Origin of the sequence: Burkholderia sp. AU28863 (assembly GCF_002223195.1) — a bacterium.
GTDB classification, from domain to species: domain Bacteria; phylum Pseudomonadota; class Gammaproteobacteria; order Burkholderiales; family Burkholderiaceae; genus Burkholderia; species Burkholderia sola.
This window is the reverse complement of record NZ_NKFE01000005.1, coordinates 1,920,329-1,940,862: the sequence shown is the minus strand read 5'-3', so window position 1 is coordinate 1,940,862 and position 20,534 is coordinate 1,920,329. Positions and strand designations below refer to the sequence as shown.

Below are 20,534 nucleotides of genomic sequence, written 5' to 3'. Positions count from 1 at the left end.
CTCGAACGAAACCAGCCATGCACTACGCAATCCATGAAGGCACCTTCGAATTGCCGGACGCGGCGCTTGATCGCACCGTCAACATGCTGATTCTTCCCGTCGGCCCGGGCGGGCTGAGTCTCGTCGTGTCCCGCGGCCGGTTGCGCGAGCAGGAGTCGATCGACGCGTTCGTCGAGCGCGAATGGGCGCAGGCGTCGCGCACCGCGCAGAATCTGAACGTGCAGTCGCGACGCCCGGTGACGGTCGGGCGGGCAGAATGCCCCGGCGTGCAGACGGAATCGACGCATGAACAGGACGGCCGCACGTTTCATCAGATGCAGACGGCGTTTCGGCTCGATGCCGGCGGGCAGGTCATCGTGATGACGTTGACCAATGCCGCGCCGCTCAACGACGAACAGCGTGCGCTGGCCGCGCGCATGCTGGAGAGCTTCCAGCCTCGCCCGGTTGCGCCCACGCTGGTTTCGGATGCCGGCCGCCCATGAGTCAGCCGGCCGCTCGTAAGGACGATCCCTTTACCCACACGACGCTCGCGGGCGACCTGCTCGGCATGGGCGGGTCGCTGCTGGGTGGCTTGGGGATCGGATGGGCGCTGACCACGATAGCGGAAGGACTCGTGTTCGGTGCATTGGGTGCGCTCGAAATCGGCACGGGCGGGCTGGCGACGCCGATCGTGCTCGCGATCGGCGTCGGCGTGGCCGCCTACATGCAGGGCTCGGGCCTCAACGACAAGATCGACGAGGCCGCGAAGGGGCTCGGCAACGCCATTTCCCCGCCCGAGGAGAAAGGCACGATCCAGAACGGCTCGCCCGATGTGTTCATCAACGGGAAGCCGGCCGCGCGCGCGGCCGACGGCGCGGACATGGATCCGGTCCTGTGCAGCGATCATCCCGGCCCGCAATTCGTCGCGCAAGGGTCCGACGTGGTGTTCATCAACGATCTGCCCGCGGCGCGGGTCGACGACAAGACCACCTGTGACGGCACGATCTCGAAGGGCTCGCCGGACGTTTTCTTCGGCGGCGGCACGAAGACCGTGCGCGACATCAGTGCGGCGCGGCCGTGGGTCGCCGGACTCGGCGCGGCGATCGGTATCGCGCTTGCGCTCTGCGGTCGAGGCAAGGGAAGCTGGGGCGATTTCGTCAAGGGCAAGCTGCCGTGTCTCGCGATGAACTTCGCGGCCGGCATATTCGGCACATGGCTCGGCAGCAAGATGCAGCCGTCGGCCGGCCATCCCGTCAACGTGATCACCGGCGGCAAGATTCTCGACGGCAGCGACGATACCGACTTCGTGTTGCCGGGCCCGCTGCCGATCGTCTGGCGGCGTTTTTACAGCAGCCACGACGATCGCGCCGACGGCCTGTTCGGTGCTGGCTGGAGCGTGCCGATCAGTGTCGAGTTGCGGTTGGCGCGGGAGAACGGCGTCGTCACGTCGATCACGTACTGGGACGAACAGGGGCGCGACATCGAGTTTCCGGCGGTGCCGCCGGGTGAGAGTCATTTCAGCGTGCCTGAAGGCATTTACCTGATTTGTACCGCCGGCGGGCACTATGTGGTCGAAACGGTCGATGGTTTGTATCGCGATTTCGGCCCGGCCCGGGCACCGGCGTTGGATGCTGAAACGCTGGGCCTTCGGCGGCTCGAGGACCGAAACGGCAACTGGATCGAGGTCGAGCGTGCGGCTGCCGGGGAACGGGAGCGGCCGGTTCGGCTTCACGATAGCGCCGGCCGGGTGCTGACGCTGCATTACGATTCGGAGCATCCGCGACGCGTCGCATCGATTGAACTGTCACGCGGCGTCGATGGCGAATTGCCCGAGATTCTGGTTCGTTACGGCTATACGCGCGCCGGCGAACTCGCATCGGTCACCGATCGCAGTGGCCATACCGGGCGGCATTTCGGCTACGAACACGGCCTGATGACACGGCATACGCTGCCCGGCGGACTACAGTGCTTTTACGCGTGGAACGGCGTCGGCCGCGACGCGCGTGTCGTGCGCCACTGGACCGACGACGGCGAAGCGTACACGTTCGACGCGGACCTTGCGCAGCGTTCGGTGACGATCACCGACCAGATCGGGCGCGTGACGCAATGGACGTGGAACGAGGATCGGCAGCCGACGAGCCATACGGATGCCGAGGGCAACGTATGGCAGTTCGAATGGAACGCGATGCGGCAGTTGGTCAGCACGACCGATCCGGCTGGCCATGTCACTCGCTTCGAATATGACGAGCGCGGGCGGCAGACGCAGCGGATCGACGCGCTTGGCCAGGTCGAGCGGACCGAATGGAACGGGCACTACGATCTGCCGGTTGCGGAAATCGATCCGACCAACGCGCGATGGATTTATCGTTACGACGCGCGCGGCAACCTGACGATGACGCGCGATCCGGTGGGTTCCGCGACCGAGTATTACCGGGACGAGCGCGGGCTCGTGCACACGATTCGCGATGCGCGTGGCGGCTATAAGTTCCTCGAATGGAATGGCCGGGCGCAGTTGACGTCGTATACCGATTGTTCCGGCAAGGTCACGCGTTTTGCGTATGACGCACGCGGTGCGCTCGCGCGGGTGACGGATGCCGCCGGCCATGCCACCGTGTACGAAGCGGATGCGATGGGGCGGGTCACGGGGATCGGCACGGCAGACGGTGCGCATCAGACGTTTCAGTACGACGCGGCGGGACGTCTCGTTGAGGTCATTGATGCGAATCAGCGCAGCACGCGTTATGAGCTCAATCCGCGTGGATTGTTGCTGGCACGCACGGATGCGGCTGATCGTGTCGTGCGGTTCGGCTATGACGATGCGTTCCGGTTGGCGAGTCTGACCAACGAGAACCGTGAGACGTATCGCTTTCAGTATGACCGTCGCGATCTCGTTTCCGCGCAGATCGGTCTTGATGGCCACAAGCGTACGTACGGGTACGACGTGTGCGGTCAAGGCACGATCGTACGCGATGGGCAGATCGAGACGCGATACGAGCGCGATGCGGTCGGGCGGTTGACGGCGAAGCAAGCCGCGCACGAGCGTTGCGAATACCTGTATGACGAGGCGGGCCGGATCACATCGGCCGAGTTATACACGCTCGCCGCGCGCGGGCCAGCGCTGAAGAATCGCGTCAGCCTGAAGTACGACAAGCGTGGTCAGGTCGTGGAGGAATACACGCCGACCGGCTGGCTCGCACACACCTACGACGAGCTTGGCAATCGGGTCAGCACGACGATTTCCGGCGAGCGTACGATCGATTGGCTGCATTACGGTTCGGGGCATGTGCATCAGATTCGTTTCGATGGTGCCGCGGTTGCGGACATCGAACGGGACGATCTCCATCGCGAGGTGCTACGGACGCAGGGCAAGCTGACGAGTCACTTCGGGTATGACGCGGTGGGGCGCCGTGCGCGGCAAACTGCGCAGCGAGGTACGGCGGGCGGCGAATTGCTTGCGAAGCAGTGGCAATACGATGCCGCAGGTGACGTGATCCAGAAGCGCGATCAGCGTTATGGCATGACGAGCTATCGGTATGACCCGACAGGACGTATCGAACAGGCGGCAGGGCCGGGACTGCCGTCGGAAGTGTTTCGCTGGGATGCGGCGGCCAACCTGGTGTCGAGCGATCACCCGGGCGGCTACGTCGAGCACAATCGGCTCAAGGTGTTCGAGGACAAGCGCTTCGAGTACGACGCGTATGGGCGGTTGGTTCGCAAGCTGAGTGGGCATGGGCCGGCTAAAGAGCTCGCTCTTGAATACGACGATTGGAACCAGCTCAAGACCGTCGTGACGAAGGACCGGCTCGGCATCGCGACAACGCATTTCGAGTACGACGCGTTCGGCCGGCGGATCCGGAAGCTCAACGGCAGTTATGCGAGTACGGATTTCCTGTGGGACGGCATGCGGTTGGTGCAGGAGACGTATCACGACCGTCAGGGTGAGGAAGCGCTGACGTACTTGTACGAGTCGAATAGCTATGTGCCGCTTGCCCGGATCGATCAAGGGAAGGCGGCCGCTAACGATGCGGATGTACGGGATGCGGTTTACTACTTCCACAACGATGTTTCGGGGTTGCCGGAGGAGTTGACTGACGCGGGTGGCGAGCTGGTTTGGCAGGCGCGCTATAAGGTGTGGGGCAATGCGGTGCAGGAGGAGTGGGTTGCGCGCGCGCCGCAGCGGTCGGCGCCCGCCTGGGGTGAAGTGTCGGTGGCCGCGCCGACGTCGACGCGCGTACCGCGACCACAGAACCTGCGTTTCCAGGGGCAGTATCTGGACCGCGAGACCGGGTTGCACTACAACACTTTCCGGTTCTACGATCCGGATATTGGTCGATTTATTACACAAGATCCTATTGGTCTGAATGGTGGCGTAAACTTATATCAGTACGCACCTAATTCACTGACATGGATTGATCCTCTTGGGTTAATGGTTTTGTATCGGTCCATGAGTCTTGATGAGTATAGTGGGCTTATGGAATCCGGTAAGTGGACAATTAATGGCAATATGGAAGGTAAGTGGTTTGCTGAGTCTTATCAGGATGCGGTCAAGTGGGGTAATACGATGGGGCATGGCGAGGGTGCTTTTAGAGTGGTGCAAGTAGACGTGCCTGATGACATAGCAGGAAAAATGCACAAGGATCCACACCTCGATGGCATTGGGCCTGCGCGATATGCTGAGATAGAAGATCTTAATAATCCGAGATCAAGGGTCACTTGGAGTAAAGAGGTTAATTATTCGGGCTGTAGGTAAGGATTGGAGGTGTCAAGTGCATTCCGTCAGAGTGGTTTGGGTTCCTGAGGCGAAGGGGGGGAGGAAAAAACCTCCCGCGGCAGGGAAATATTATTCCGTGTCTCGATTTCCTGAGGATGTTAATTGGCAAAATAATGCATGGAGTGTTGTTTTTGATTTGGGTGATCCTTTTGAGTCAAATGAAGAAATGGTGAGTCTTGGTGGGGTTGATTTTCTTGTGGATAATGCCCCGAAGGAGCGAATGCTAAATCATAAAGCATTTGACATTTATGAGGGTCCCAAGAAGGTCGCGGCGGTAACTATACTTGATTAATGTGAATTAAGAAGGATGCATCGTGCAGGCACAGCGGAAAATGACGCTGTGCTTGGGGTCATATGTCACCACGCCCACAGTGCCCGTGCGTCTTGGCCATAGATCCGGTGGCGGGTTCGCAAGCTGAGTGGGCATGGGCCGGCTAAAGAGCTCACGCTTGAATACGACGACTGGAATCAACTCAAGACCGTCGTGACGAAGGACCGGCTCGGCATCGCGACGACGCATTTCGAGTACGACGCGTTCGGCCGGCGGGTTCGGAAGCTCAACGGCAGTTATGCGAGTACGGATTTCCTGTGGGACGGCATGCGGTTGGTGCAGGAGACGTATCACGACCGTCAGGGTGAGGAAGCGCTGACGTACTTGTACGAGTCGAATAGCTATGTGCCGCTTGCCCGGATCGATCAAGGGAAGGCGGCCGCTAACGATGCGGATGTACGGGATGCGGTTTACTACTTCCACAACGATGTTTCGGGGTTGCCGGAGGAACTGACTGACGCGGGTGGCGAGCTGGTTTGGCAGGCGCGCTATAAGGTTTGGGGTAATGCGGTGCAGGAGGAGTGGGTTGCGCGGGCGCCGCAGCGGTCGCTGCCGGAATGGGGCGCGGTACAGACTACGGGGCCGGCTCTTGCGCAAGTGCCAAGACCGCAGAACTTGCGTTTCCAGGGGGAGTATCTGGATCGTGAGACGGGGCTTCATTACAACCTGTTTCGGTACTATGACCCTGATACGGGGAGATTTATTACACAGGATCCTATCGGCCTCGCCGGTGGGGCGAACCTATATCAGTACGCACCCAATCCGAACACATGGATCGATCCATGGGGATTGTGCAGGACCAGTCCGAAAATAAATTCTGAACATGTTTTCCACGGGGAAATAAACAGCCGTGGACGTGCTGTTGGCTTCCACCACGAAGGCAGCATCGGTCATGTTGGCAAAGCTCGAGTGGCTGGGGTCACCTCGCCAGAAAATGCCCAAGGGGTTTATAGAGGTAAGGTTGAGATATTCGATCCGAGAACGGGTACATGGGTGGCGAAGGGGCCAGAATCGTCGTTCTTCCCGAAATCGTGGAATCGTCAACAAGTCATGTCTGAGATTAGAAGTGCGTTTGATAACGGAGTAGTCTCCCCCAACGGAAAATGGGAAGGAGTTTCAAGAAGTGGTGTAAAGATTGAAGGTTGGTTGAATGGCGGTGGGGATATTAATACGGCATATCCGATATATTGATAGAGATGCGAATGAAAATTTATGTTGATGAGCGTGGATTTTTACATGCGGAGATGGCTGAGGGGCAGAAAATCGTAGGTGATTTTTTGTCGGGTGATGTTCAGGGGAGCATTTATGCGGTCGATGAATACATAAATGCTTGTTTGTCTGTTGAAAATGGGGAGATTGAAAAATGGGAGGGTACGGGGAATGCTCATACAGTGATCATCGAGAAGGGGGGGGTGGAGATATTCAATGAATATACTGAAGAGTCGTTGAGAATAAGTGGTATAAAAACATTTCGATCTTACTTGGAAGAGTGGAGGAAGTATTTGCTTAAGGCGGGTGCGACCGGAAAATGATGCGGCTATGCGTTAACTCGAAGTCAGTTGGGTAATGGTCTTTGCGATGAACTGCGCGAAATATATCCAGACTTTGATTGAGCTGAGGCCTGGAACGTAGCTTCATCGGCTGCGCGCGAGGTGTTGCTGGCTACCACATATCAGAGGATGCGTCGTAGATATTTTCCGCGCTGCAAAGAGGTATTTACTAATGAGTAGAGTTCCATCCGAAACGCCGAATGTTGAGGCGCATAAGCAAGATCTCAGGTCGTCTCTCGTTGCTGTCGGCCGCCAGGATCGCCTTGCTCGCTTTGGCGTTTGGTGCTGTGTTGGTCTTGCACGTGATGAGTCGGTTTTTGAGTTCCTCGCAAAGCATGCGGAGGCTACAAATGTGCAGATTCGGCAACGCGTGGATGACTACTTGGATCAAGTGTGGAACGGAAACGAAAGCTCCAATCCGCTAGCCGATCTAGAGCAAGTGGACTGGGACCCCGATGCAGTTGAAATGGATGACGATGCTGCTGCCCAGAGTGCGACCGATTTGCTAGCAGGGCTGTCTTTTTTGGCGAAATGGTGCGCTGAACACAACGTGGAACGGTTGATTGCATGTGCCGAGATTCTGATAAATCGAATCGACTACTTGGAGAGTTTTGAGTTGATTGGAGGACATATTGTGAATCCAGTCGATCATGAAATGAACGTGCAGAAGGATTTTGCTCGTGAACTCGTTGCAGGTACCTTGACAGATCGTGACAAGATGAAATATCACGAGTGGTTATTTAATCTTGGTTCTCCCTGAATCATGAATTCATGGGGCAATCATACGAACGATTGACGTGTTGATTTCCCATAGTCAAATCACAGTTCGATCGAGGCCGTACCAACGCATTTCGAGTACGACGTGTTTGGCCGGCGGATCCGGAAGCTCAATGGCAGTTATGCGAGTACGAATTTCCTGGGGGGCGGCATGCGGTTGGTGCAGGAGACGTATCACGACCGTCAGGGCGAGGAAGCGCTGACGTATTTGTACGAGTCGAATAGTTATGTGCCGCTTCCCGGATCGATCAAGGGAAGGCGGCGGCTAACGATGCCGATGCGCGCGACACCGCCTACTATTTCCACAATGACGTGTGGGGGCTGCCGGAGGAACTGACCGACGCCGGACGGTGGCCTGGTCCAACAGGCGTGCTACAAGGTTTGGGGCAATGCGTGCAGGAGGAGTGGGTTGCGCGGGTGCCGCAGCGGTCTACACCAGCTTGGGGCGAGATCCAGGTAAACGCCCCGCCTGCCCAGTTGCTGAAACCGCAAAATTTGCGCTTTCAAGGACAGTACCTAGACCGCGAGCCTGGGCTGCACGATAACACTTTCCGGTTCTACGATCCGGATATTGACCCGGTGTACAGATTCGATAATGTGGGCTGAGATCCAGCGCATCGGGCAGGAAATATTCGGATCGAAGTGAACAAAGCTTACGGACTCACGGACACGCACCATGAATACTTAAGATTTGATTGAACATATTGCTCAAGCAACAGCTTCAGTGTTTTCCGCTCTAAAGAGCGAGCACCCCAACGAGCATTTCTATGCTTTTGCGCTGTATACGGACAGTAGCGCAATGTCTGTGCTGGCGGCAGGAAACTCGGAGCAAGCGCTTGAGGACATACTAAAGAGCGCTGATGATCGCAGCCCGGAATCAGATGCGTACTATCGATGGGCCAGTTCGGAGTGGGCCTATGAAGCATTTCACGGCGCAGAGTTCAAGGGAGTCTCGAACACCGTCCGAGAGTCGCCCGATCGAAGCAATTTCAGTAAATTTAAGGCTGATGTTCATGCAGCTATGATCGAAGCGCTCCGAAAAGTGGACGCTGGCGGACTGTTTGGTACTGGAGCAGATCGGGAAAATATCGTCATTTTTGTGACCATCACGGATGATGGCAACGCGGAGCAGCTTGAGAACGATTCTGAAAAACTACTAAATTCGCCGGCTGCCTATCAAAAATTTATGAATAGGTATGATGTGACCGGGTCGTGAAACATCTGTCGTCATTTTTGCAGTGCAGATAAAATCGAGGCGAGATGCCAAGGTCAGGTGAAAATTGTGGCTTGAGATGTCGGATGCCGGTAAATCAATTGATTTAACTTAATAAAAATAAGGGGGGGTGGAGTCGCAAGGAATTGCTATTACGTTGTCGGGTATGAGGCGCGTGATTGTCCAGTCGAGGGGGTATGAGTACAGGAATCGTAATTTACGGAACGGATTCGACTCGGGCGGCGGTCGTTCTGGAAATGGCTGAAAGCCTCTTTCGTCAGCTTGGTGAGAAAGTAGCTGAGGCGGCCTTTATGGAGTTCGTCGATCGAGATGGCGACAGAATTATTGAGAATCATGAGGTTTCTCTCAATGATTTAAGGAAGTGTGTATCCAATGGGGGTGCTGTTGCGTTTCAGATATGGAGTGATGGAAAAAATGCTGGGGTTCCCGTTGTTTCATTTGGATGCAATGCTCGAAAGTTTGGGGGGCTATCATTTCTCGATGTCCAGATTGAAGGGTCGGTTTGTGAAGTAAAAGACGATATAGAGCGTTTTTTGGAAAATTTTGTGATTCGTTCGGGTTGTAAATATGCAATCGCTTACGACGCGAAAGATTCGTCGACTGCGTACAAGTATTCGACTGGCATCAATCTGGTTAGAATTTTTCCTTTCGAGAACACGTCCTTTTTTACAAGGGAACTCCCCGGGAGGGTGCCGGGGACGGCGAGTTATGAAAGAGTGAAGCTCAGGATGATTTATCCTCTGAATTTACTCAACGAGGAACATCTGGAAATTCGTGTAGGTGATCTTTCGTTGAGACAATGGATTATGGCTGATTCATCTCGGGGATCCCTAAGGAGTATTCCAAACAAGATGTGGCTCTGGTCCGTCAAGGAGAAGGATTTGGCTGAAATAAACAACGCTTGCGGAGAGGCGGGAATATTGATCGCCTGGCAAAAGACGTCTGCGAATAAGCCAATGCGTAAATTGCCGTGAGCTTGGTTCCCGAACGGGGCGATCCTTAAGCAAATCGTCTTCTTTCACCTTGGCTCGCGAAGGAGAGTACATTTTCTGTTCTCGATGGCGCTGAGTGGATTAAAATTTATATGGTGTCGATTAAAGAAATCGTCGAAATTATACGGGCCGATAGCAAATGTCAAGTATTGCCCGCGAACGGGAGCCTTCCGCTATTGCCGAGCCCGGACATGGTGTATCCGAGTGAGCTCGTGGAGTTCTACAATCTTTGTGGTGGTATCGTTTTGTTTAGGGCCGGCAAGGAAAATGTATCATTCAAGATATTGTCTGCTAACGAGGTGATGCAGGCCAATATGATTATTGTCGGTGAGCCATGCGAGAATGATATTTCCTTTTCGTGGTATGTCATTTGCAAGGTGGACAGTGGAGATTATATAGCCATCGACACCTCCAAGGAGAGGAGTGGGAGGTGTTATGACAGTAATTTTGAAATTCATGGCGTGGCCGGGAGTTGTCCAATCATAGCGCTAAGTTTTTCTGAGTTGCTTTGTGAGCTATATAAAAGTTCTGGAGTAGATGTTTTTTGGAAGGCGAAGAATTACGGCGACGCTTACGCATGACGTCAGATCGAAGTCCCGATACTCGACGAAGTGCTCGTCGGAGTTGAGGGAAGCATATCTCGAGCGTAACCCAGCGTGGTGAGAGCTTCGCGCTGTCCCCCTGACCCTAAGCGTCGAGAGTGTGGCCATTTGAGAGGCCTGCAGGAAAACCGCAGGTGCGATTCGACAGATGATCGACCACGCGGTGTGACGTTGCTGGATTCGCACGCCTAGCACAAGTGGCGTCCACATGCGCGCGCGCTCAAATGCCTTGCATTGGCTACACAAGTATCGAGCCCAGCGCACATCGTCGGGTCCGAACTCGTGGAAGTGTTTCAAATCGTCACGTTCGGATCAATCGTGTTTCGAATGGATGGCGTAGGCGTCGACATGCTCGCCATTATCGTCAACACGCGCAATGACCAGAAAGCTGACCAAGCCGCGTACCTATGCCCAATGGCTAACGTGCGCTTAAATGCGCGCAAACGATGGTTTAATGTGCAATGTCCAACTGATGATGATCGTGTCGCCTGCGGTGCGCGCAGCGGAAGTGCCACATGCGCTGATCCTTAATCGAAGCATCGCTCCCATCGATTCACCAACAAAGGAGGAATCCGAACCATAAAAACGCCGCGGTAAACGAGCGCGGGCCGCAAGTGCTACCAACACTCACGACCCGCTAACCACAGCCAACTAGACAGGAGTTGCCCATGGCTAAGCCGAATCATAAAGCACGACCACCGAAGACGGAACGTTTCGTCACGATCCAGGAGATGTGGGGTACCCCGAAGACCATGGATCCGAGGCCGGAGACGTTTTATCCGTACATGAAGATTGGTGGAATGTGGCTGATCAACGATGCGTGTTTTGTTCCGGGCCGCAGGGCGCGGATCGATATTGAGCCGGGGAGGCTGATCATTACGCAGCTGTAAGCGCAACGCCGCGGGATGCGGCCGCGCTGCGCGACGTCGCGCAGCGCGCCGGACAGGGTAGAGCAGCCGCAAGCGGCAGCCGCCCAAAGCGCGCATCACCAAGCGATATCGCAAGACGACCGCGACGTCCCCGCGCCGCCGGTAGCCGTGCACTTCGTCCCCGATCCGTTGTCATAGAACGTCCGCGTCTCCGGCTGCGGTACCGACGGATCGAATGGATTCGGCGCCCCGTGCGGACCGCGCGGCGCATCGTACGGCCGCTGGGGCGCATACGAGCCGCCACTCCCAGCCGGCCGGGCACCGTTCGCGCGCAGGTATTCATTCCAGTTCTGCTCGCGCTGCTCATATCCGGGCACTGCGCGACCCAAACTATCGCTCCCGCCCGCGCCAAGCGCGACGCGGTTCGGAGCCGAGACAAAATCGGGTTCGTGTTTAAAAGAAGGCGGCGCTGCCACGAGCGCATCGCTTGTCACCCGCACCGGCCGCGTATCCGGCGTATCGAACGGGCTACGTTCGGCAGGCGTAGCGAACTGCACCCGTCGACGGCTCATTCGCGCCGCATGTCCATCATCCCGAGCAGCCGCACGCCGCTCTGAGCGAAACACATTGGTACCGACTGACCGATCGGTCAGCGTATCGCGTCCCGAAGCATGGGAGGCAGAAACAGAAAGCGCGCACGCGATCGCGGCGGCGGAAGACAGGCGGATAGGGCAATTCATGGATGGGCGATCCGAAGCAGGTGATGTGCATTGAACAAAACGGCAGATCACTGGCTGGCGGCTGGGCGACGACGGGGCGTCGAAGCGGCCCTGAAGCGACTGCGAGGCGCGGCGAACGCGACTTGCAGGGGGAGGCTGGCTGGATTGCAGAAGCGAATTCGTATTATTTCATGGAAATATCAAAAAGCTTTCAATGTGTTTAGAAATCTTCGATAAACAGAAAGATTTACCGCCTCCCCGAGCGCCCCGTCCCTGGTGCGTGCTACCGCAATCATCAGTCGATTGATTTCCGACGACCGGGCCCTGTGTAGCCCGAAAAATGCGAAGCCGAGAACCACCCATCGCCAAACACCAAGTCCAGAAAGGAACCCACCCCGATCCCCCTACCGAATAGCAACCCGATTGCACCCAAATCAACCGCCCCAGCCTCCCACAGGTTGCGCCCCCATCGCCACCCACCCATCTCAAAAACGTACGTGTTTTCCCTCAGTCGACAGGCATTTTTGACAGACGATTGAAAAACGCCCATATAATTTCGGCTGCCTTGCCAACAGCTGTCGGACCATCCCTCCGAACGAGCGATTTGGCAAGCGGGGCAGGCGAAACGCTTGCGCAATGCAAGACGCATCACGATGTCTTTCCGAACCAGACGTCCCCTTCGGGGACTGCAAGAGCCGGGCCCCGCTACGCAATATTCCGCTGGAGTTCCGTCTTCTATGTGTCTCGGGCGTGTCCCATGTCCTCGCCCCGGGTGCTGTTCGATTGCGCAAGTCATGCCGCCTTTGCCCGTATGACTAAACAACATCGAGGAGCTCCCAGATGACGCTGTCCCGTCTTACGTCCATTTCCGTCGCCGCCGTGCTGTTCGCCGCCGGCGCCGCCGCCGCGCAAGCGGAAACCGTGAAGATCGCCATCGCCGGTCCGATGAGCGGCTCGGTCGCCCAATACGGCGACATGGTGAAGGCTGGCGCGCTGACCGCGATCGAACAGATCAACGCGGCAGGCGGTGCGGGCGGCAACAAGTTCGAAGTCGTGCTGATGGACGACGCGTGCGAACCGAAGCAGGCCGTCGCCGTCGCCAACAAGATCGTCAGCCAGAAGATCAAGTACGTGATCGGCCACGTGTGCTCGGGTTCGACGATTCCCGCGTCCGACATCTACGAGAACGAAGGCATCGTGATGGTCACGCCGTCGGCCACCGCGCCGCAGCTGACGGAAGGCAAGAAGCGTCACTTCATCTTCCGCACGATCGGCCGCGACGACCAGCAAGGCCCGGCCGCCGCGCACTACATCATCAACAACGTGAAGCCGAAGAAGGTAGCGGTCCTGCACGACAAGCAGTCGTACGGCCAGGGCATCGCGTCGTCGGTGAAGAAGGACCTGGAAGCCGCGAAGATCCCGGTCGTGCTGTTCGAAGGCGTCAACGCCGGCGATTCGGACTACTCGGCGATCATCACGAAGCTGAAGTCGCAAGGCGTCGATTTCGTCTACTTCGGCGGCTACCACCCGGAAATGGGCCTGCTGATGCGCCAGGCGCGCGAGCAGGGCGTGAAGGCGACGTTCATGGGGCCTGAAGGCGTGGGCAACAAGGACGTGACGGCGATCGCCGGCCCGGCTTCGGAAGGCATGCTCGTGACGCTGCCGGCCGACTTCTCGGCCGACCCGGCCAACGCGGCGCTCGTGAAGGCGTTCGCGGACAAGAAGCGCGACGCGAACGGCCCGTTCCAGATGCCGGCGTACGCAGCGGTGAAGATCATCGCCGACTCGATCGCGGGCGCGAAGACGACCGACCCGACGAAGGTCGCCGCGTACATGCACAAGACGACGTTCGACACGCCGATCGGCAAGGTCGCGTATGACGCACAGGGCGACCTGAAGGCGTTCAAGTTCGTCGTCTACACGTGGCACAAGGACGCGACGAAGACCGCCGCCAAGTAACAACGGAGTATCCGCCCGCGCACCCGCCCCGTCCGAAACCCGGACGGGGCGGGTGCGTATTGGTCGCGCCTCTGACCCGTGCGCGCCAAAGGGCGGCCCGAGACGACACCGTGCGTTGCGCGCGGCCGATCGCCGTGATCCGGCGACGGCATGCGACCCAGCGCCAACGGGAGCTTCCCGCACATGACTGACTTCTTTCCCCAATTCGCCCAGCAGCTGGTCAACGGCCTGACGCTGGGTGCGATCTATGCGTTGATCGCCATCGGCTACTCGATGGTCTACGGCATCATCGGCATGATCAACTTCGCCCACGGCGAGATCTACATGATCGGCGCGTACGTGGGCCTCGTGACCCTCACGGCGATCGGCATCTCCGCCGGCTATCCGCTGCCGCTCGTGCTCGGCGCCGCGCTGATCGTGTCGGTGATCGTCACCGGCCTGTACGGCTTCGCGGTCGAGCGCGTCGCGTATCGCCCGCTGCGCGGCGGCCCGCGTCTCGTGCCGCTGATCTCCGCGATCGGCATGTCGATCTTCCTGCAGAACTACGTGCAGATCGGCCAGGGCGCGCGCGACGTGTCGGTGCCCGTGCTGATCTCCGGCGCGTTCGAGATCCATCTGGGCGGCGACTTCGACGTGACGATTCCTTATGCGCGCCTGCTGATCGTCTGCGTGACGCTGGTGCTGATGATCGCGCTCACGCTGTTCATCTCGCATTCGCGGATGGGCCGGGCGTGCCGCGCGTGCGCCGAGGACATGAAGATGGCGAACCTGCTCGGCATCGACACGAACCGCGTGATCTCGTTCACGTTCGTGCTCGGCGCGATGCTCGCGGCCGTCGGCGGCGTGCTGATCGGGCTGACGATCGGCAAGCTGAATCCGTATATCGGCTTCGTCGCGGGCATCAAGGCGTTCACCGCCGCAGTGCTCGGCGGGATCGGCAGCATCCCGGGCGCGATGCTCGGCGGCGTGCTGCTGGGCCTCGCCGAAACCTTCGCCGCAGGCTACATGCCGGCCGAGTACAAGGACGTGGTCGCGTTCGGCCTGCTCGTGCTGATCCTGCTCTTCCGCCCGACTGGCCTGCTCGGCAAGTCGGACATCGAAAAGGTTTGACGGAGACGCAGATGAGTCAAGTCATTTCCGTTCGCCGCCCGGCCGCCGACGCGTCGGTCGGCCAGGCGCTGAAGAATGCGGTGGCCGCCGCGATCCTGACGGCGATCCTCACGATTCCGGTGCTCGGGCTGCAGTTGAAGCTCGAAGGCTATCAGGTGGTGCTGACGCCGCACTGGCGCCCGGTATGGATCGCGGTGGCGGCCGTGTTCCTGTTCCAGTTGTTCAAGCCGTGGCTCGTGCGCGCGAAATCGGCGGTGAAGCTGCCGGCGATGCCCGCGATGGGCGCGCAGCAGCAGCGCGTGATCATCTGGGTGCTGCTCGCCGTCGGCCTCGTGTGGCCGTTCTTCGGCTCGCGCGGCGCGGTGGACGTCGCGACGCTCGCGCTGATCTACGTGATCCTCGGCCTCGGGCTGAACATCGTGGTCGGTTTCGCGGGGCTGCTGGACCTCGGCTATGTCGGCTTCTATGCGGTCGGCGGCTATACGTACGCGATGCTGAACCAGTATTTCGGGCTGTCGTTCTGGGAATGCCTGCCGATCGCGGCGATCGCCGCGGCGACGTTCGGCTTCCTGCTCGGCTTCCCGGTGCTGCGCCTGCGCGGCGACTATCTCGCGATCGTCACGCTCGGCTTCGGCGAAATCATCCGTCTGCTCGCGAACAACCTGACGAGCCTCACCGGCGGCCCGGACGGCATCTCGAGCATTCCGAAACCGACGGTGTTCGGCTTCGAGATGGCGCGCTCGGCGAGCGTCGAAGGCGCGAAGACCTTCCACGAACTGATCGGGCTGGAATACAGCGGCGAGCACATGGTGATCTTCCTGTACCTGATCGCGCTGGTGCTGGTGGGCTTCACGCTGTTCGTGACGAGCCGCCTGATCCGCATGCCGATGGGCCGTGCGTGGGAAGCACTGCGCGACGACGAGATCGCATGTCGTTCGCTGGGCCTGAACCCGACGCGCATCAAGCTGTCGGCGTTCACGCTCGGCGCGGCGTTCGCGGGGATCGGCGGCGCGTTCTTCGCCGCGCGTCAGGGCCTCGTGAATCCCGAATCGTTCACCTTCATCGAATCGGCGCTGATCCTCGCAATCGTCGTGCTCGGCGGGATGGGGTCGCAGCTCGGCGTGATTCTCGCGGCGATCCTGCTGACCGTGCTGCCGGAAGTCGCGCGCGGCTTCGCCGAGTACCGGATGCTGATCTTCGGTCTGGTGATGGTGTTGATGATGATGTGGCGTCCGCAGGGCCTGCTGCCCGCGAGCCGTCCCCACGTGGAGCTGCCGCAATGAGCGCGAATGCAGAACTGTTGAAGGTCGCCGGGCTGCAGATGCGCTTCGGCGGGTTGCTCGCGGTGGACGGGATCGATTTCGATGTGCGCCGCGACGAGGTGTTCGCGATCATCGGGCCGAACGGCGCGGGCAAGACCACGGTGTTCAACTGCGTCGGCGGCTTCTACAAGCCGACCGGCGGCGACGTCGTGCTCGACGGCCATGCGATCGCGGGCCTGCCGAGCCACCAGATCGCATTGAAGGGCCTCGTGCGGACGTTCCAGAACATCCGCCTGTTCAAGTCGCTGACCGTCGTCGAGAACCTCCTGGTCGCGCAGCATCGCAAGGTGAAGGCCGGCCTGCTGCACGGCCTGTTCGCGACGCCCGCGTATCGTCACGCGGAGAAGGAAGCGCTCGAACGCGCGGCCGTGTGGCTCGACCGGATGGGACTGACGTCCGTCGCCAACCGGCCGGCCGGCACGCTGTCGTACGGGCACCAGCGGCGTCTGGAGATCGCGCGCTGCATGATCACCGAGCCGCGCCTCTTGATGCTCGACGAGCCGGCGGCTGGCCTCAACCCGCAGGAAAAGATCGAGCTGCAGCACCTGATCGACAAGCTGCGCCGTGAATTCGGCGTATCGGTGCTGCTGATCGAACACGACATGAGCCTCGTGATGGGCGTGTCCGACCGCATCCTCGTGATGGAGCACGGCCGGCCGATCGTGATCGGCACGCCGGAGGCGGTCCGCAACGACCCGCGCGTGATCAAGGCGTATCTGGGGGAAGAGTGATGCTGAAGCTGGAACAGGTCCATACGCACTACGGCGCGGTCGAAGCGCTCGCGGGCGTGTCGATCGAGGTGAACAAGGGCGAGATCGTCACGCTGATCGGCAGCAACGGCGCCGGCAAGACGACGCTGATGATGACGGTATGCGGCACGCCGCGCGCATCGTCGGGCCGCGTGCTGTTCGAGGGCAATGACATCACCGCGATGTCGACGCACCAGATCATGCGGCAGGGGATGGCGATTTCGCCGGAAGGGCGGCGCGTGTTCCCGAGCCTGACGGTGCTCGAGAACCTGAAGATGGGCGGCTTCTTCGCGAGCCGTCACGAGATCGACGACGGCATCGAGCACGTGTTCAAGCTGTTTCCGCGGTTGAAGGAGCGCGCGGCGCAGCGGGCCGGCACGATGTCGGGCGGCGAGCAGCAGATGCTCGCGATCGGCCGTGCGCTGATGAGCAAGCCGCGTTTGCTGCTGCTCGACGAACCGACGCTCGGCCTCGCGCCGCTCGTGATCGCGCAGATCTTCGACATCATCCGGACGATTCGCGACGAAGGCGTCACGGTGTTTCTGGTCGAACAGAACGCGAACAAGGCGCTCGGCGTGGCCGATCGCGGCTACGTGCTCGAAACGGGGCGCGTGGTGCTGGCCGACACGGGCGCGAACCTGCTGGCGAACGACCGGATCAAGCAGGCGTATCTGGGCGGGTGATCGACGGGACGCCACCGGCCTGCAACGGGCCGGCGGTTTTTTGCATCGTTTCCGGATGCATCGGTATTCGTTCGGTACGGCAGGCGCCATGCCCGTTTATGCGGAAAATCCGTAGCCGATTCGGCTTCGATCGTAGTCAAATCGGCTACATCCTTGCTTCGCGGAGACAAGCGATGAAAGTCAAACGAATCGTCGCCAACATCGACACACGTTCCATCGACGACGCAAAGCGCTTCTATCAGCACATCTTCGGTCTCGACCTGCTGATGGATCACGGCTGGATCGCGACCTACGGCAATGCCGAACGGATGGACGTGCAGATCAGCTTCGCGTCGCACGGCGGGTCGGGCACGCCGACGCCCGACCTGTCGATCGAGGTCGACGATCTCGACGAAGCGCTCGCGCGCATTCAGGCAGCGCGCATCCCCGTCGAATACGGCCCGGCCGACGAGCCGTGGGGCGTGCGGCGCTTTTTCGTACGCGATCCATTCGGTAAGCTCGTGAACGTGCTCGTTCACCGCTGATTGCCGAAACGGCGGCGTTGCACGACGCATTTACGCATGCAACGCCAGCCCCTTCACCGCCTTGTCGACGGCCTTCTTCGGCCCGTGCAACGCGAGGCCGACCAGATCGGGATTGTCCGCATCCTCGGCGCGAAACGCTTCGCGGTTGGCCGCATCGTGCCCGGTCGAGAACATTGCGCGCACGTAGGGCACGATCGTCAGCTCGCGCGACAGCGCCTGCCGGTGCGCGGCCTGCAATCCGTTCAGGTCGGCCGCGAACACCAGCATCGGCTGGCCGAGCATCCGGCCGTAGCGGCGCCCGGCCGCATCCTCGTAAGGCTCGCCGAGTGCGTCGGGCGCACCGGCCGCGACGCCCGTCGCGAGAAACGCGACCACGTTGAGTTTTTGCCACGCGGCGAGATCGTCGCGCACGATCAGCGCTACTTTGGTATCGAACATGCTTGCTCCTGGTTGGAGCGCCCATGATCGGACGTCGTGCGTGATCAGTCTGGAACGTTTGTGCAGAGTTGCCGGTACGCGGCCGGCGTGATCCGGTACGCGCGTCGGAACCAGCGGCCGAGGTGGCTCTGGTCGGCGAAGCCGACGTCGGCAGCCGCCTGCGCGGGCGTGCGGCCGGCCGCCAGCAGCTTTCGTGCGGCGCGCAGCCGCAAGCGCACGAGGTACGCGTGCGGCGACGTGCCGAACGCGCGCTGGAACATCCGCGTCAGCCGGAACCGGTCGATGCCGGCGACGCTCGCGAGTTCGTCGAGGCCGATGTTGCCGTCCATGTGTTCGTGCAGCAGATCGCGCACGCGTACGATCGCGGGCGGCACGACGCCGCTTTCCAGCGGGGGCGGGCCGCCCAGCTGGCTGCCGAGCCGCATCAGCAGGCGATCGAGCGTCTGGTCGCGCGCGAGCCGGCCTTCGTTGTCGTGGATCGCGAAGAATGCGTTCCGGATCGCGTCGACGAGGCCGCGATCGTCGACGAGCGTATGGCCGAACGTGGCTTCGACGCTGCCCAGGCCCGGCAGGTCGAGCCGGCGCGCGGCGCGCTCGACCCACGCTTGCGGCAGGTACAGCATCCCGTACGTGAAGCCGCCGGCTTCGGGCGCGTGGCCGTCGTGCATCGCGCCCGGCTCGATCAGGATCGCGCGGCCCGGCACGCTCGTATGCAGCGAGCGGTGACACTGGAAGCGCTGCACGCCCTGTTCGGTGAAGCCGACGAGCATGTCGTCGTGGTCGTGCGCATCGTACGCGTGGCCGTTGAAATGCGCGTGCAGGCTTTCGATGCCGGTTTCCGCGTCGCGGCGCGCGACGAGCCAGTGGTCGGCCGCGCCGACGGCCTTGGGGTCTGTCGTCATCGGGCGCCTCGTACGTCGTCGTTGCGTGACGGAACGGGGTTGCAGGTGGCGGAACGGGGCAGGCGAGCGCGGTTCATGCTTCGCTCACCGTCGCCTGTTCGTCGCGCGCGTATTGCGCGGGCGGCCGGCCGACGTGCCGCGCGAACGCGACGCTGAAGGTGCTCGCCGAACTGTAGCCGACGCGCGCCGCGATTTCGGCGATGCGGCCTTCGTTGCGGCGGAGCAGATCCTTCGCGAGCGCCATGCGCCACGTGAGCAGGTATTCCATCGGCGCGACGCCGACCGCGCGGCTGAAGCGCTCGAAGAACGTCGAGCGCGACAGCGCGGCTTCCTTCGCGAGCTCGACGATCGTCCACGGGTGCGCGGGGCGTTCGTGCATGCGCCGCAGCGCCGCCGCGAGCCGGCTGTCGGCGAGCCCGCGCACGAGGCCGGGCGACGCGTGCGTGCCGGTCGTGAAGCGCATCGCCTCGATCAGCAGCACTTCCAGCAGGCGCGCCAGCACGATTTCGCGGGCAGGCCGCTGCGCGCGCGATTCGTCGCCCACCAGTTGCACGAGCGTGGTCAGCCGCGGCTCGTCGCGTACGTGCACGAAGCGCGGCAGCAGCGACACCAGCAGCGATGCATCGGGCGAACCGAAGCTGCAGTTGCCGGCCATCATTCGCGTGTCGACCGGGTTCGCGGGATCGCCGATCCGGTATTCGCCGGGGGCGACCATGACGGGTGGCGCGGTGTCGATGCCCGGCGGTGGCGGTTGGAGGCTCGACATCGCGACGCCGTAGGCGGCCGGAATCAGCATGAAATCGCCGGCCAGCAGCTCGATCGGCGCGTGCCCGTCGATCGCGATCCGGCAGCCGCCGTCGAGGACCGCGCAATAGAACGGCTCGCCGGCGACCGTGCGGTTGATCGCCCACGGGCTCGCGCCGCGCACGTACTTCGCGTACCGCGCGCCCGGTTGCAGCAGCGTCACGACTTCGGTCAGCGGGTCGATCATCGCCGGACTCTCGCAAAAGAAAAGCGGATTTT

20 protein-coding genes are annotated in these 20,534 nt (G+C 60.5%); 17 read left to right on the top strand and 3 right to left on the bottom strand.

The features are described from left to right. Window positions 1–17 precede the first annotated feature (17 nt). From CFB81_RS25365 to CFB81_RS25290, 17 genes are all read left to right on the top strand, one after another. Window positions 18–482, top strand: a complete 465-nt coding sequence (locus CFB81_RS25365; protein ID WP_059584433.1) for a DcrB-related protein — start codon at window positions 18–20, stop codon at window positions 480–482. Next, on the top strand, window positions 479–4,729 hold the full coding sequence (locus CFB81_RS25360; RefSeq protein WP_256976320.1) for an RHS repeat-associated core domain-containing protein: 4,251 nt from the start codon (window positions 479–481) through the stop codon (window positions 4,727–4,729). Before CFB81_RS25365 ends, CFB81_RS25360 begins: the two co-directional genes overlap by 4 nt. 16 nt (window positions 4,730–4,745) lie before the next feature. Then, window positions 4,746–5,042 carry a hypothetical protein gene (locus CFB81_RS25355; RefSeq protein WP_089436904.1) on the top strand — a complete coding sequence of 99 codons (297 nt, stop codon included), beginning with the start codon at window positions 4,746–4,748 and terminating at the stop codon, window positions 5,040–5,042. Window positions 5,043–5,234: 192 nt separating this feature from the next. Continuing rightward, a complete protein-coding gene (locus CFB81_RS36820; RefSeq protein WP_306427159.1) occupies window positions 5,235–6,272 on the top strand; it encodes an EndoU domain-containing protein in 1,038 nt (345 codons plus the stop codon). Window positions 6,273–6,283: 11 nt separating this feature from the next. Then, window positions 6,284–6,613 carry a hypothetical protein gene (locus tag CFB81_RS25345; protein WP_089436903.1) on the top strand — a complete coding sequence of 110 codons (330 nt, stop codon included), beginning with the start codon at window positions 6,284–6,286 and terminating at the stop codon, window positions 6,611–6,613. 190 nt (window positions 6,614–6,803) lie between these two features. After that, complete coding sequence (locus CFB81_RS35755) at window positions 6,804–7,391, top strand: hypothetical protein (protein WP_143328639.1); 588 nt, start codon at window positions 6,804–6,806, stop codon at window positions 7,389–7,391. Window positions 7,392–7,720: 329 nt separating this feature from the next. Then, entirely contained in the window at window positions 7,721–8,014 is a 294-nt protein-coding gene (locus CFB81_RS36815; RefSeq protein ID WP_306427158.1) for an RHS repeat-associated core domain-containing protein, read from the top strand. Window positions 8,015–8,099: 85 nt separating this feature from the next. After that, the gene (locus CFB81_RS25335) at window positions 8,100–8,624 is read left to right on the top strand and encodes a DUF4303 domain-containing protein (RefSeq protein ID WP_089436901.1); all 525 of its coding nucleotides are present in this window, start codon (window positions 8,100–8,102) and stop codon (window positions 8,622–8,624) included. A gap of 194 nt (window positions 8,625–8,818) precedes the next feature. Further along, complete coding sequence (locus tag CFB81_RS35745; protein WP_143328638.1) at window positions 8,819–9,616, top strand: hypothetical protein; 798 nt, start codon at window positions 8,819–8,821, stop codon at window positions 9,614–9,616. A gap of 110 nt (window positions 9,617–9,726) precedes the next feature. Beyond that, window positions 9,727–10,215, top strand: a complete 489-nt coding sequence (locus CFB81_RS25330; RefSeq protein ID WP_089436900.1) for an SMI1/KNR4 family protein — start codon at window positions 9,727–9,729, stop codon at window positions 10,213–10,215. Between the two features lie 689 nt (window positions 10,216–10,904). Next, window positions 10,905–11,126, top strand: a complete 222-nt coding sequence (locus CFB81_RS25325; protein ID WP_089436899.1) for a hypothetical protein — start codon at window positions 10,905–10,907, stop codon at window positions 11,124–11,126. Between the two features lie 1,538 nt (window positions 11,127–12,664). Further along, entirely contained in the window at window positions 12,665–13,783 is a 1,119-nt protein-coding gene (locus CFB81_RS25315; protein WP_050012348.1) for a branched-chain amino acid ABC transporter substrate-binding protein, read from the top strand. 183 nt (window positions 13,784–13,966) lie between these two features. Next, window positions 13,967–14,893, top strand: a complete 927-nt coding sequence (gene livH / locus CFB81_RS25310; protein ID WP_006749488.1) for a high-affinity branched-chain amino acid ABC transporter permease LivH — start codon at window positions 13,967–13,969, stop codon at window positions 14,891–14,893. A gap of 11 nt (window positions 14,894–14,904) precedes the next feature. Continuing rightward, entirely contained in the window at window positions 14,905–16,176 is a 1,272-nt protein-coding gene (locus tag CFB81_RS25305) for a high-affinity branched-chain amino acid ABC transporter permease LivM (protein WP_069617493.1), read from the top strand. Then, entirely contained in the window at window positions 16,173–16,946 is a 774-nt protein-coding gene (gene livG / locus CFB81_RS25300) for a high-affinity branched-chain amino acid ABC transporter ATP-binding protein LivG (RefSeq protein WP_069617390.1), read from the top strand. The genes CFB81_RS25305 and livG overlap by 4 nt, the downstream gene beginning before the upstream one ends. After that, a complete protein-coding gene (locus tag CFB81_RS25295; protein ID WP_006484776.1) occupies window positions 16,946–17,647 on the top strand; it encodes an ABC transporter ATP-binding protein in 702 nt (233 codons plus the stop codon). Before livG ends, CFB81_RS25295 begins: the two co-directional genes overlap by 1 nt. Window positions 17,648–17,820: 173 nt before the next feature. Further along, window positions 17,821–18,171: a VOC family protein gene (locus CFB81_RS25290; RefSeq protein WP_089436897.1), complete on the top strand. Its 351-nt coding sequence runs from the start codon at window positions 17,821–17,823 to the stop codon at window positions 18,169–18,171. A gap of 30 nt (window positions 18,172–18,201) precedes the next feature. Here the strand turns inward: CFB81_RS25290 and CFB81_RS25285 are convergent, their stop codons facing one another. The 3 genes from CFB81_RS25285 to CFB81_RS25275 form a co-directional block, all read right to left on the bottom strand. Then, window positions 18,202–18,609: a DUF2000 domain-containing protein gene (locus CFB81_RS25285; RefSeq protein WP_089436896.1), complete on the bottom strand. Its 408-nt coding sequence runs from the start codon at window positions 18,607–18,609 to the stop codon at window positions 18,202–18,204. 44 nt (window positions 18,610–18,653) lie between these two features. Continuing rightward, window positions 18,654–19,511, bottom strand: a complete 858-nt coding sequence (locus tag CFB81_RS25280) for an AraC family transcriptional regulator (protein ID WP_089436895.1) — start codon at window positions 19,509–19,511, stop codon at window positions 18,654–18,656. 73 nt (window positions 19,512–19,584) lie between these two features. Then, window positions 19,585–20,502, bottom strand: coding sequence for an AraC family transcriptional regulator (locus CFB81_RS25275; protein ID WP_089436894.1), 918 nt, complete (start codon window positions 20,500–20,502; stop codon window positions 19,585–19,587). Window positions 20,503–20,534: the final 32 nt, after the last annotated feature.